Origin of the sequence: Ruegeria sp. (genome assembly GCF_040830605.1) — a bacterium.
Lineage (GTDB): Bacteria > Pseudomonadota > Alphaproteobacteria > Rhodobacterales > Rhodobacteraceae > Ruegeria.
This window is the reverse complement of the sequence record NZ_JBFOMD010000003.1, coordinates 13,527-25,597: the sequence shown is the minus strand read 5'-3', so window position 1 is coordinate 25,597 and position 12,071 is coordinate 13,527. Positions and strand designations below refer to the sequence as shown.

General features: G+C 62.2%; 13 protein-coding genes. 3 read left to right on the top strand and 10 right to left on the bottom strand.

Annotated features, from left to right (window positions below; all coding sequences use genetic code 11):
• The first annotated feature begins 287 nt into the window (after positions 1-287).
• Positions 288-1,538, top strand: a complete 1,251-nt coding sequence (locus AB3N21_RS04210; RefSeq protein ID WP_367934027.1) for an Hsp70 family protein — start codon at positions 288-290, stop codon at positions 1,536-1,538.
• A 112-nt stretch (positions 1,539-1,650) separates the two neighbouring features.
• Here AB3N21_RS04210 and AB3N21_RS04205 read toward each other — a convergent pair whose 3' ends face one another.
• The 6 genes from AB3N21_RS04205 to AB3N21_RS04180 form a co-directional block, all read right to left on the bottom strand.
• Positions 1,651-2,118 carry an Hsp20 family protein gene (locus tag AB3N21_RS04205; protein WP_367934026.1) on the bottom strand — a complete coding sequence of 156 codons (468 nt, stop codon included), beginning with the start codon at positions 2,116-2,118 and terminating at the stop codon, positions 1,651-1,653.
• 128 nt (positions 2,119-2,246) lie between these two features.
• A complete protein-coding gene (locus AB3N21_RS04200; protein ID WP_367934025.1) occupies positions 2,247-3,056 on the bottom strand; it encodes a serine protease in 810 nt (269 codons plus the stop codon).
• Entirely contained in the window at positions 3,053-3,865 is an 813-nt protein-coding gene (locus AB3N21_RS04195) for a serine protease (RefSeq protein WP_367934024.1), read from the bottom strand. The genes AB3N21_RS04200 and AB3N21_RS04195 overlap by 4 nt, the downstream gene beginning before the upstream one ends.
• Before the next feature lie 120 nt (positions 3,866-3,985).
• Entirely contained in the window at positions 3,986-5,308 is a 1,323-nt protein-coding gene (gene glcF, locus AB3N21_RS04190; protein ID WP_367934023.1) for a glycolate oxidase subunit GlcF, read from the bottom strand.
• Positions 5,309-5,311: 3 nt separating this feature from the next.
• Positions 5,312-6,412, bottom strand: coding sequence for an FAD-binding protein (locus AB3N21_RS04185; RefSeq protein ID WP_367934022.1), 1,101 nt, complete (start codon positions 6,410-6,412; stop codon positions 5,312-5,314).
• Between the two features lie 69 nt (positions 6,413-6,481).
• On the bottom strand, positions 6,482-7,930 hold the full coding sequence (locus tag AB3N21_RS04180) for an FAD-linked oxidase C-terminal domain-containing protein (protein ID WP_367934021.1): 1,449 nt from the start codon (positions 7,928-7,930) through the stop codon (positions 6,482-6,484).
• 81 nt (positions 7,931-8,011) lie between these two features.
• Here AB3N21_RS04180 and AB3N21_RS04175 point away from each other — a divergent pair, with 81 nt between their 5' ends.
• Both AB3N21_RS04175 and AB3N21_RS04170 read left to right on the top strand, forming a co-directional pair.
• A complete protein-coding gene (locus AB3N21_RS04175; RefSeq protein ID WP_367934020.1) occupies positions 8,012-8,722 on the top strand; it encodes a DUF599 domain-containing protein in 711 nt (236 codons plus the stop codon).
• A 35-nt stretch (positions 8,723-8,757) separates the two neighbouring features.
• Positions 8,758-9,105 (top strand): hypothetical protein, encoded by a 348-nt coding sequence (locus AB3N21_RS04170; protein ID WP_367934019.1) that lies wholly within the window; start codon positions 8,758-8,760, stop codon positions 9,103-9,105.
• Positions 9,106-9,120: 15 nt separating this feature from the next.
• On the opposite strand, the gene AB3N21_RS04165 is transcribed toward AB3N21_RS04170, so the two are convergent.
• The 4 genes from AB3N21_RS04165 to AB3N21_RS04150 all read right to left on the bottom strand — a co-directional run bounded on the left by AB3N21_RS04165 (position 9,121) and on the right by AB3N21_RS04150 (position 12,039).
• A complete protein-coding gene (locus AB3N21_RS04165; RefSeq protein ID WP_367934018.1) occupies positions 9,121-9,606 on the bottom strand; it encodes a flavodoxin family protein in 486 nt (161 codons plus the stop codon).
• A 43-nt stretch (positions 9,607-9,649) separates the two neighbouring features.
• Positions 9,650-10,120, bottom strand: a complete 471-nt coding sequence (gene rlmH, locus AB3N21_RS04160; protein ID WP_367934017.1) for a 23S rRNA (pseudouridine(1915)-N(3))-methyltransferase RlmH — start codon at positions 10,118-10,120, stop codon at positions 9,650-9,652.
• Positions 10,121-10,164: 44 nt separating this feature from the next.
• Positions 10,165-10,524 (bottom strand): ribosome silencing factor, encoded by a 360-nt coding sequence (gene rsfS / locus AB3N21_RS04155; RefSeq protein WP_171173007.1) that lies wholly within the window; start codon positions 10,522-10,524, stop codon positions 10,165-10,167.
• 165 nt (positions 10,525-10,689) lie between these two features.
• Positions 10,690-12,039, bottom strand: coding sequence for a mechanosensitive ion channel family protein (locus AB3N21_RS04150; RefSeq protein WP_367934016.1), 1,350 nt, complete (start codon positions 12,037-12,039; stop codon positions 10,690-10,692).
• Positions 12,040-12,071 lie beyond the last annotated feature (32 nt).

The window sequence follows — 12,071 nt, the reverse complement described above, 5'->3', positions numbered from 1 at the left end:
TCGGTTTTGCAACCGCGCGCAAAACAGCACGGCCCGCAGCGCCAGTATCACCGCCAGCAGTTAACGGGATGTTTCGGCGGATCGGTTTTGTCACGAAAAATGCCGATATTGGGCCCTTCCCCATGGTGGCGATCCCATTGACCTTGGCGAGCCACGAAAATCCGACTGAGGACACGTTCAACACAGGAAGTTTGCCCGGGGCTAAAGGCAGACACTTCGCGATTGACGGTCTATTCGCGCAACCCTAAACAGGCGCCTTTCTGTCTTACCGTCGGGAGGAATCGGGCATGGCACAGCATGGCCCCATATTGGGTATCGATTTCGGCACCTCCAACTCGGCAGCGGGCTATCTGCGCGACGGCAAACCCCACCTGATCCAGATGGAACCGGGTCAGACGACGTTGCCCACCACGTTCTTCTTCGATTTCGAGACGCGACAGACTCTGGTCGGCGAACCGGCCAATCGGGCACTGCTTGACGGGGCCGAAGGGCGGTTCATGCGCGCGCTGAAACGGGTGCTGGGCACCGGTCTGATGCACGAGAAACGCCAGATCCTGAATGAACGGGTCACCTTTGTCGACATCATCGCCCGCTTCCTGCGGGAGATCAAAATCCGCGCCGAAGCCGAGACCGGGTTGACCTTCGACCGCGCTCTGTCGGGCCGCCCGGTAGTGTTTCACGGCACCGGTGATCGGCGCGAGGCGCAGGCCGAGGCGGATCTGCGCGCCTGTTACATCGCGGCGGGTTTCAAGGAGGTCGGGTTTCTGTTCGAACCTGAGGCCGCTGCCATTGCCAGCGGCGCCCTGGATCAATCGGGCGAGATCGGGCTGATCGTCGATATCGGCGGCGGCACCTCGGACTTTTCGCTGTTCAGGTCGGGCAATGACGGGGTCTCGATCCTTGCCAACCACGGGGTTCGCATCGGCGGTACCGATTTCGACCGCTCGATCAATATCGACCGGGTGATGCCGCTCTTGGGCAAGGGATCTACCTTGCGCAAAGCCATCGGCCCCGGCACCACGCCTGCGCCCAACGCGATCTTCAACGATCTGGCGACGTGGGAGAAGATTCCCTTTCTCTACACCGCGCAAACCCGTCGCATGGTCGAGGAGATGGCGCAGCTGTCCGAAACGCCAGAGAAGATGAACCGCCTCGTCACCGTTTTGCAGGATGAGTTGGGTCATGATCTGGCCTTTGCCGTCGAGCGCGGCAAGATCGCCGCCAACAACGGCGCAACCTGCCCACATATCGCGCTGGACCAGATCGAACGCACTCTGACCGTTCCGCTTCCCGCCGAAGAACTGGCACAGATCCTCGCCGTCCACACCCAAGCACTGGCTGGCGGAGCCACCGAAACCCTGCAAATGGCAGGCGTGACCACAAAACAGGTCGACCGCGTGATCTATGTCGGTGGGTCCAGCCTGATGTCGATCGTCTCACACACGATGGAGGCATTGTTCCCGGATGCCCGGCATTCCTTCACCGAAGTATTCACTGCCGTTACCGATGGCCTTGCCATCGCCGCCAACCGGGCCTGAGCCGATACGAAAACACCCCGCGCCGTATTCGGGCACGGGGTGCAGCGATAACCAAGGGAGGGAGGAGATTATCGCATCTAGGTTCTGCGGAGGATTACCGCAATGCGGAACCTCAGTTTACGGCCTTGGCGTCAACCACATCCTTTTCGATGGCTTTGGACGAGGTGATCTCGATCCGGCGCGGTTTCAGTGCCTCGGGCACTTCGCGCTGCAGGTCGATATGCAGCATACCGTTCTCGTGGCTCGCACCTGTCACGCGCACATGATCGGCCAGCGTAAAACGGCGTTCAAAGGCGCGGGTTGCGATGCCACGATGCAGATAGGTACGCTCCTTGTCTTCGGCGGCTTTCTTGCCTGCCACGACAAGGGAATTCTCTTTCAGCTCAACCGTCAGATCCTCTTCGGCGAATCCCGCGACAGCAACCGAGATGCGATAGGCATCAGCAGCGGTCTTTTCGATGTTGTAGGGGGGATAGCTCGGCTGGGCCATGTCACTGGTCAGCACCCGGTCCATCATGTCTGCGATCTGGTCGAAACCGATGGTCGCACGGTGCAGGGGTGCAAAATCAAAGCTACGCATGTGTCGTTATCCTCATCTCTTGAGCGATTTACGAGTTGTGCCCTCCATCCGGACGGGCGTTCATAGGTCATCGGACCCCGGTTAGTGGCGATCCGATACCGATGAGATGGGAAAAGGTGTGGGGGGTTTCAAGACCCGCCGGAACTGATGAATTTTGCGCCCGAGCTGGATTTGTCCGAACCCACCTGCAATCGGCGAATCGTCGCCTTGGGCTGCGGCGCGTCCTTGCGCAGGATGGCTTTGAGCTGGCTGACGATACCGGGCAGTTCCATGCCATAACCGACAGGCGTTCCCCGGCTTCGGGCGCCCGCGGATACAACCGACAGGATCTGCCAGCGCGAGCCGGATTTGGCCAGGATCGCCGAGCCCGACGATCCGAAGGTGATATCGCAATCGAAGGCGACCAGCCCCTGCTGCCGGAACAGAATGCGACAAGACCGTTGCCTTGTGATCGCCTCGGACCGCCCGCGCCCGTAAGAGGCAACGCTGACCTCGGCGCCAGAGACGTTTCCGTTATGCAGGGCGAAAGGGTTGGCCAGTGACAGGGGGATGGGCTCATCCAGCCGCATCAAGGCCACATCGACCCGGACACGCTCGGCCGAGACCGGTGCGTTTACAACGAATTTCGGATGGGCGGCTATCTGGATCACCTTGCGGTCCGCCAAGGACTTGCCGTCGCTCAGCCCCGCCCGAAACGTAAGCTCTCCTGCCGCAAAGGGCCGGCCGGTTTTCCTGTCCAGCGCACAATGTGCAGCCGTCAGAACAAGGTCCGGGGCGATCAGGGTTCCGGTGCAGAACCCGGATTCACCGATATCGAGACGGCCCACCGCCTCCCATCCCAGCAAATCCTCCCGATCGGTAAGGCGACGCGAAATCGCCTGGGCATGAGCGGACGTGGTTGAGAGCAGAATGCTGAACAGGACAAACAGGCGGATCATGGTTTAACGAACTTGGCTCCGGTTTTGTTGCGAGGACCACCCACCGTGATGCGGCTGGAGCGCGGTGCATCAGCCTGATTGAACCCGCCGCCGGCATCCAACTCGGCCTGGAGCAGGCCCAACGCCTCTTCCAGCGTTGACCCAAGCGCCACACGTTCGCCCTGCAATTCGGCCTTTGCGGACACCACGGACACGATCCGCGGTCGCTCGCCCGAGAAGGAAAAAACCGGCGCACCGGAGGACCCGAAATCCACATCGCAGGACATCACCAGAATGCCCTGCTGCCTTGCCATGACTGAACAAACCTCTTGCAGTGAAGGTGCTTCGGACCGGTCCATCGCGTATGAAACGACGCCCACTTCTTCACCGCGCGCCGGGCGCTCTCCGGTCTCGAATGGGATCACGGTGGTGTTGCGGATCGGTTGCTGCAACTCGATGAGGGCCACGTCGTTGCGCACCCGCTGGGTCGACGCATCGGCACCGTATTCATAGTCGGGATGCACCACCGCGCGGCGCACCGAGCGATAGGCCGACGCGCGGCCCCGTCGCCATCCTGCCAGAAACTCGATCCGCGCGGGGTCGATCCTTTCGTCGGTGGCTTTGTCGAACAGGCAATGCGCAGCGGTCAGAACCAGATTTGGCGCGATCAGCGCACCGGTGCAAAACCCGGTGCCGTCGATGTCGAGGCGGCCAACCGCCATCCATTCGCGACCGGAATCACTGGTGTCGAGGCTTTTCAGCCCCGAGTCCTGCGCCACAGCTGCTGCAGGCAGCAGGACCAGCGCCATCACCTTGACCCAGTTACGCACCAACATCTCCGGTTCCCGTCACAAGGCTATATTGATATCGGTTGGGTGAGGCGAAAATAGGGCAGAAAGTATAACATGACGGTGAGTGACGCTGTGTTGCACAGGCCCTACACCTGTTTCTCAACGCAGGATCGGGACGTCCTTTATGGCTTGGACCCGTGCCTCCATCGCGGGTGGTTTCGGGCCGCCGGTCGCCCAGTCGAGCAATTCGACCGTGTGCACGACTGGCAGATTCGTCCCCGACCCGATCTGTATCATGCATCCGATGTTGCCGGCGGCGATCAGATCGGGTTGCTTTGCCTCGAGCGCGCGCACTTTGCGCGCCTTGAGCTGCGCCGAAATCTCCGGCTGCATCAGGTTATAAGTGCCCGCGCTGCCACAACAGAGATGACTGTCCACAGGCTCGACCACCTTGAACCCGGCGCGTTTCAGCAGCGTCTTGGGGTGGGTCTTGATCTTTTGCCCATGCTGCAGCGAACAGGCGGCGTGGTAGGCCACGGTCAGTTCCTTCTCCGCTCCCACAGGCAGATCGAGCTGCATCAGCAACTCGCTGACATCCGCTGCAATGTCAGACACCCGCCGGGCGTCCTCGGCCAGTGGATCGTTGCGGAACATATGCCCGTAGTCCTTGACCGTCGTACCGCAACCGCTGGTGTTGATGACGATCGCATCCAGCCCCTGGCCGTCCATCTCGCGCGCCCAGGCCCGGATGTTTCGGGCGGCAGTGCGATGGCTTTCCTCCGTCTTACCCATGTGATGGGTCAGTGCCCCGCAGCACCCCGCCCCCTCGGCCACCACCACCTCACAGCCCAGACGGGTCAGCAGCCGGATGGTGGCATCGTTGATGTCGGTGTTCAGCGCCTTCTGCGCACACCCAGTCATCAGCGCCACACGTTTGATCCGCTGGCCTTGGGGCGCAAAGCTCTGCGGATCGTCATTTCGGCTGACCGGAGGGATGCGCTTTGGCGCCATGTCCAGCATCGCGCGCAGCCGCGCGTCCGGCATCAGGAGTCGGAAGGGCCGCCCGATCCTGGCCCCGAGCAGCGCCAAACGGAACCGGGTCGGATAGGGCAGTATCCGCGCCAAAATCCAACGCAGGGCCCGATCCGAGAACGGGCGCTTGTAGTTGGCCTCGATATACTCACGCGCGTGATCCACCAGATGCATGTAGTGCACGCCCGAGGGGCAGGTGGTCATGCAGGCCAGACAGGACAGGCACCGGTCGATATGCTTGACCGTCTTCTCATCCGGCACCCGCTCGTTTTCCAGCATGTCCTTGATCAGGTAGATCCGCCCGCGCGGGCTGTCGAGCTCATCCCCCAGCACCTGATAGGTCGGACAGGTGGCGGTACAGAACCCGCAATGCACACAGTTCCGCAGGATCTCGTTCGAGCGTTGGATGGCCGGGTCTTTCAACTGTTCCGCTGTGAATGTCGTCTGCATGACCTACCCCATCAGCCCCGGATTGAAGAGCCCGCGCGGATCGAACCTTTGCCGCAGCCCTTTGGAGAGTGCTGCAAGCGCAGGTGGATCCGGCTGGAACATACCCACGCCGGCACGCGTGTCCTCGCTGGCCCTAACCAGCGTGGCATGGCCGTCAAACGCCCCCAACCGCGCTCGCACGTCGGTGCCTTCGGGCACCAGCGCCCAGATCAGCCCTCCGCCCCAATCGAATAGCAGCTTCTCGGCCTCGGCCCGCGCTACAATTCCGGGCGCTTCCGTCGGCTTCACAGATATCCGCCAAACGTCGCCGGTCGTCCCGTGAAACATCTCGACATCACGAATGGCTCGCCATACCGCCCCGGATTCACCAACACGCTCAACGTCACCATGCTCGGCCAACAGCGCCTCAAGCCGCCCGGTCCGATAGTCCACCGAGTCCGCAAACCCCTCGATCCGCAACAGCGCCTGCCCCGCCGAGGGATCATACGCCGCCCCGGTCACCTCAAAGGGTGAGCCCAACCCGACCGACAACACCTGCACCGCACGTTCCACATCGGGCACTTTGACAGCCAGCGTTGTCTCAGCCTCAGACTGCGGCAGCACCTTGAGCGACACCTCGCTCAGTACCCCCAACGTCCCCCAGGACCCGGCCATCAGTTTGACCAGATCATACCCGGTGACGTTCTTCATCACCCGGCCACCGTTCTTGACGACCTGCCCGGTGCCATCGACATACCGCACCCCCAGCAAAAAATCCCGGCACGCCCCGGCCTGCACCCGGCGCGGACCCGAGATATTGGCCGCCACAACCCCGCCAATGGTCGGCTCACCACTGGTCCCGAGCAGCCCGCGATGATCCATCGGCTCGAAGGCCAGCCTCTGCCCCTCAGCCGCCAGCGCCACCTCGATCTCGGCCACTGGCGTCCCCGCCCTCGCCACCAGAGTCAGCGCGCCCGGCTCATAAAGCTCGATCCCGCGCAACCCGGCCGCACACAGCTCCGGCCCTTCCCCGGACGCCCCCCGGGTGCCGCCCCCGACAATCCGCACCGGCCCATTCAGCCCGGCTACGGCCTCGGCCAGTTCAGCCTCAGTTTCAGGTCTCATCCCATATCTTCTTCTGTTCAAAAATATCCCGGGGTGAATTGGGCCAACGGCCCAAGAGGGGCTGGCCCCTCACTCCGCAGCCATCTGCGCCACCCGCCGAGTCTCCGAGGCCTCCAGCGGAAACACCTTGGCCGGATTCAGCAACCAAGCCGGATCGAACACATCCTTCACCGCCATCTGCGCCTCCAGATCGGTCATATTGTACTGATGCAGCATCAGATCGCGCTTTTCGATGCCCACCCCGTGCTCACCGGTCAAACACCCGCCAGCATCGACGCAGAGCTTCAGGATCTCCGCTCCGAATGCCTCGCATTTCTCAAGATCGCCGGGCTTGTTGGCATCAAACAGGATCAGCGGGTGCATGTTGCCATCGCCCGCATGGAACACGTTGCCGACGGCCAGGCCATACGCCTCGCTCAACTCCCCGATCCGCCGCAGCACCATCGGCAGCGCGGACACCGGGATCGTGCCATCGAGACACATGTAATCGTTGATCTGCCCCATCGCGCCAAAGGCAGATTTCCGCCCCAACCAGATTCGGGCGCTTTCTTCTTCCGACTGGCTTTCGCGCAGCTCAACCGGATTGTGGCGCCGGGCAATCTCGATGATCTTGGCTAGCTGACTGTCGATCTCGGCCTCTGAGCCCTCGACCTCGACGATCAGCAACGCCTCGCAATCGGGATAACCAGCACCGGCGAAATTCTCGCAGGCCTGAATACACAAGCGGTCCATGAACTCGATCGCCACCGGCAGGATGCCTGATTTAATGATGTCCGAGACACATTGCCCCGCCACCTCATTGTCATCGAACCCCATCAGCACCGGGCGCGCGCCCTCGGGCTTGCGCAGGATGCGCAGCGTGGCCTCGGTCACCACGCCCAGCTGCCCTTCGGACCCGCAGATCACCCCCAAAAGATCCAGCCCGCCCGCATCCAGATAGGCCCCACCGATCTCGACCACGGTGCCGTCCATGAGCACCATAGTCACACCCAGCAGGTTGTTGGTGGTCACCCCGTATTTCAGGCAATGCGCTCCGCCCGAGTTCATCGCGATATTGCCCGCGATGGCACAGGCCAGCTGCGACGAGGGGTCGGGGGCGTAGAAGAATCCTTGTTCCTCTACCGCGCCGGTGACGCTCAGATTGGTGCGGCCCGACTGCACCCGGATAGTGCGGTTTTCGTAATCGGTCTCGAGCACCTCGTTCATTCTTGCCACGCCAAGGATCACGCTATCTGCCGTCGGCAGCGCCCCACCCGCCAGTGAAGTCCCGGCCCCGCGCGGCACCACCGGCACGCCCGCCGCATGGCAGATGCGCAGCACCTCTGAGACCTCTTGCGTCGAGGATGGCAATACCGCCAGCATCGGCGCGCATTTATAGGCGGTCAGCGCGTCGCACTCATAGACGCGTGTCTCGGCCTCGTCATGGATCACCGCGTCCTTGGGCAACACCTTCAACAACCGGTCGACCAGCTTCGCCTTGCGCGCCAGCACGCCGGGATCGGGTTTCGGCATCTCCATGGAACATCCTCCGTTTGGTAAAGTAATATTACCAATTTCACGATCTGGCAAGTTGAACTGGTAAGGCTTACTGTCGCAGCCATGACCTGGATCGACCGTGCCCTGCTGTTTTCGCCTTACGACTTTGCCGCCGTTGCCCTGCTGGTGGCCGCCTGGATGTGGATCGGCTGGCGCATCGACAATCCGGCGCCCGGCAAACCCTCGGTCACCGCGCTGATGGCGGAGTTCCGGCGTATCTGGATGGTGCAGATGGTCACCCGGCAGCCGCGCATGTTCGACGCGCAACTGGTGGCAAACATGCGGCAGAGCACGGCGTTCTTCGCCTCGACCTCGATGATCGCCATCGGCGGGGCGCTCGCGCTTTTCGGCAATACCGAGCGGCTGGCGGGCGTGGCCAACGATCTGGCCATCGGCAGCGCCCCGGCGGTGGTGTGGGAGATCAAGATCCTGATCACACTGTTGTTTCTGTCGAACGCTTTTCTGAAATTTGTCTGGGCGCATCGGCTGTTCGGCTATTGCGCGGTGCTGATGGCAGCTGTGCCAAATGACCCCGAAGATGCGCTGGCCTATCCCCGCGCGGGCCAGGCTGCCGAGGTCTGCAACACCGCCGCGCGCAGTTTCAACAAGGGGCTCCGGGCGATCTATTTCGCGCTGGCCGCCGTTGCCTGGATGCTGGGGCCGGTGGCGCTGATCCTCGCCACGCTGGCGACGCTGGCGCTGCTCTACCGGCGCGAGTTCGCCTCGCACTCGCGCGGGGTCCTGCTGACGATCCCGCCGGACACGCAGTCGTGATACCGCAGTCCGCAACCGCACAGTAAGGTCACCTCATGAAACATCTGACCATGCTCTTCCTGCTTGCCTCCCCTGCCCTGGCCGACGGGCCGGTTGTCGAAAAAGCCACCGCCCAGCGCGCCGGAGATGGCTGGCGATTCGACGTTACGATCTCGCACCCGGATACCGGCTGGGAGCACTATGCCGATGGCTGGCGGGTGCTGGATATGGAAGGCAACGAACTGGGTCTGCGCGTGCTTTACCACCCGCATGAACAGGAGCAGCCCTTCACCCGCTCGCTGGGTGGTGTTCAAATTCCGGAAGGTGCCACGCAGGTTCAGATACAGGCGCGGTGCATCGTCGATGGCTGGAACACCGAGACCTACATGCTCACGCTACCCTGATCGGCCTTAGCCCGCTCAGAAGACGCCCATGCTCAGCCCGGCGGCCAGGGCCTGCCCGATGTCGCGGCATTGATCCAACTCTGCCTCTGGAATGGTTTTCTCGGCCAATATCTGTTCGGGCGTCTGGGCGTGAGTGCAGACGATCAGCGGCGGCTGCACCTCTTTCAGCCGCCAGCCCTGAGCGATCCGCGCGATCTGGCGCACCGCGTTTTCCCCGTCGGAGCCCGCACAGACCATCTGTGCGTAGGGGCGGCCTTGGATACGGCCCAGAACCGGATAGTAGCAGCGGTCGAAAAACTCCTTCATCGCGCCCGCAATCGCGGCGAGGTTTTCCGGAGCACAGAAAATATAGCCATCGGCCTGCAAAAGGTCCTCGGGGCCAGCCTGATCCGCGGTCTTGAGAACGGTCTGCGCCTCGCCGCGCGCGGCAACCGCCGCGGCCTCGGCCATTTGCCGGCTGCCGCCGGTTCTTGAGTGATATACGATCAGAAGCTTTGCCATCCTTGCCGACCTTATAGCCTGGCCAAATCGGAAACCAACGCAATCACACCCGGTGATACGGGCCACCCGACAGGATGTTGGCGGCGCGGTAGAGCTGTTCGGCCAGCATCACCCGCACCAGCATGTGCGGCCAGACCATGGCGCCAAAGGACAGGGAAAAATCCGCCTCGGCCCGCAGGCTGGGGTCGATCCCGTCTGCCCCGCCTATGACCAGCGCCAGATCCTGACGCCCGGCATCGCGCCAGTTGGCCAGCCTGTTGGCAAATTCGGGCGAGGACATAACCCTGCCGCGTTCATCCAGCGTGCAGATCACCGTCCCCTTTGGCAGCGCCTTGCGCAGCAGCACCGCCTCGGCCCCCATTCCGGCGTTCTTCTTGTCCTCGACCTCGACCACGCGCGCAGGACCAAGGCCCAGGCCACGGCCTGTGCGGTCGAACCGGGTCAGATAGTCGTCAATCAGAAGTTTTTCCGGTCCGGCCCGCAATCGGCCGACCGCGCAGATACTTATGCGCATTCTCTCTCGCCTCCGGGCCGCTCAATACCGGCCGGGATGGCGCCTCAGTTAGCCGAGGCGCTGCTGCCCTGCGGCAGCCACATCTTTTCCAGCTGGTAGAACTCGCGAACCTCGGGGCGGAAGATATGGACGATCACGTCGCCCGTATCGATCAGCACCCAGTCGCCGGCATCCTTGCCTTCAACCTTCGAGGTGAACCCGAATTCATGCTTGATGCGATCCGTCAGCTTTTCCGCCATGGCCGAGACCTGACGTGTCGAACGCCCGGATGCGATCACCATGTAATCCGCAACCGAGGATTTCCCGCGCAGATCAATCTGCACAACGTCTTCGGCCTTGTCATCGGTAAGTGAGGAAAGGATGCGCTCAAGCAGCTTTTCGCTGATAAGCTGAGAGTGGGCCATTACACCGGCCCGGTCTTCAGCGGGCAAACCCGCCTGCGTATGAAGTGACAGGACATAGTCCTCCTTTGTGACGCGCCGTCAGCCCCCCGGCGCTGGGGTACTTAAAAGGTAGCAAGCCACCTGTGACATTTCAATGAAGCCCAAACGCCGTGGCGCCACGTTCCGTCACTCTTTCGGGAGCTGTTGCGCGTCCGCCCCGCTGTCATCGTCTTCCAGCAGGCGCACCTCTCGCTGCGGGAAGGGGATCGAAATGCCTTCGGCCTTAAACGCATCCCACAGGGCCAGAAAGACGTTGCCCCGGATGTTCATCAGACCGGCGGTCGGATCGCTGATCCAGAACCGCAGGACATAGTCGACGCTGCTGTCGCCGAAGCCCTTGATGTGGCAAACCGGGTTGTGGCCGGGGCCGCTGAGCACCCGGCTCACGGATTTCACGGCCCGGATGGCCACAGCGCGCACGAGATGGGGATCGTCGCTGTAGCTGGTGCCAAACTCAAGATCCAACCGCACGAACCGATCCGAATGCGACCAGTTCACCACCTGGCTGGTGATCAGATCCTCGTTGGGGATCAGGTATTCACGCCCATCTCGCGTGACCACCGACACATAGCGCGCGCCCAGCGCGTTGATCCATCCGAAGGTGTCACCCAGCGAGATGACATCGCCCGGTTTGATCGACCGATCCATCAGGATGATGATGCCCGAGATCAGGTTCGACACCACCTTTTGCAGACCAAAGCCGATGCCGACACCAACTGCACCCGAAAGCAGCGCAAGCCCGGTCAAATCGAACCCTAAAGTTCTGATCGCAATCAGAAAGACGATGCCGTAGAGCCCGACCTGCAACGCCTTGGCCAGCAGCACCTGCATCGAGGGTGAGATGTCGTCATTGGCCTCCAACCCGCGCGACGCGGCATGCGTTGCCAGTCGAACGACGGTCAAGAGAACCCCGATCAGCAGACCCGCCTTGAGGATGCCCAGAACCGAAATATGCAGATCGCCCAGCGAAATGGCGATCCCGTCGAGGAAGCTCGCTACATCATCGGTCAGGCGCAGCGCCACCAGCGTGGCATAGATCCACATCGACCACTGGAAGATCTTGCGCAGGGTGCGGTTGCGCACGAACCACGCCAGCAACGCGATGGCGAGCCATGCCGAGGCGAGCGTCGCCAAAACTCCGACGATATAGCTGCGTGAAGGCCAGGTGAGCTGCTGCATCACAAGATAGACCAGCCAGCAAAGCAGAACGAAATAGACCAGCGTCAGGCGGCGCATGACCTGAACCAGAATGCGCAGCCGCCATTTCGGCCAGCCTTCGCGCGCGCGGGCCCATGCCGACCAGCGGTTCTTGGTGGCCGCCTTCAGGCACAGAGCGACCAGAAACACGATCAGCGCGATCACGATCTGGTACTGTCGCCAGCCCGGCGTCAGGAACAGATCGACAAGCCTGCTCCATTGCTGGGCAAAGGCGGCCATCAGTTCCTCGAACGTGAATGGCAAAAGCTCCTGATCCATCCGTCAGCCTCCTGACACGCAACATGACGGTC

What these genes read in the sequence shown, in the direction of transcription:
- AB3N21_RS04210 (WP_367934027.1), top strand. Translation starts at nt 288, where the DNA reads ATGGCACAGCATGGCCCCATATTGGGTATCGATTTCGGCACCTCCAAC.
- AB3N21_RS04205 (WP_367934026.1), bottom strand. Translation starts at nt 2,118, where the DNA reads ATGCGTAGCTTTGATTTTGCACCCCTGCACCGTGCGACCATCGGTTTC.
- AB3N21_RS04200 (WP_367934025.1), bottom strand. Translation starts at nt 3,056, where the DNA reads ATGATCCGCCTGTTTGTCCTGTTCAGCATTCTGCTCTCAACCACGTCC.
- glcF (WP_367934023.1), bottom strand. Translation starts at nt 5,308, where the DNA reads ATGCAGACGACATTCACAGCGGAACAGTTGAAAGACCCGGCCATCCAA.
- AB3N21_RS04185 (WP_367934022.1), bottom strand. Translation starts at nt 6,412, where the DNA reads ATGAGACCTGAAACTGAGGCTGAACTGGCCGAGGCCGTAGCCGGGCTG.
- AB3N21_RS04180 (WP_367934021.1), bottom strand. Translation starts at nt 7,930, where the DNA reads ATGGAGATGCCGAAACCCGATCCCGGCGTGCTGGCGCGCAAGGCGAAG.
- AB3N21_RS04175 (WP_367934020.1), top strand. Translation starts at nt 8,012, where the DNA reads ATGACCTGGATCGACCGTGCCCTGCTGTTTTCGCCTTACGACTTTGCC.
- AB3N21_RS04170 (WP_367934019.1), top strand. Translation starts at nt 8,758, where the DNA reads ATGAAACATCTGACCATGCTCTTCCTGCTTGCCTCCCCTGCCCTGGCC.
- AB3N21_RS04165 (WP_367934018.1), bottom strand. Translation starts at nt 9,606, where the DNA reads ATGGCAAAGCTTCTGATCGTATATCACTCAAGAACCGGCGGCAGCCGG.
- rlmH (WP_367934017.1), bottom strand. Translation starts at nt 10,120, where the DNA reads ATGCGCATAAGTATCTGCGCGGTCGGCCGATTGCGGGCCGGACCGGAA.
- rsfS (WP_171173007.1), bottom strand. Translation starts at nt 10,524, where the DNA reads ATGGCCCACTCTCAGCTTATCAGCGAAAAGCTGCTTGAGCGCATCCTT.
- AB3N21_RS04150 (WP_367934016.1), bottom strand. Translation starts at nt 12,039, where the DNA reads ATGGATCAGGAGCTTTTGCCATTCACGTTCGAGGAACTGATGGCCGCC.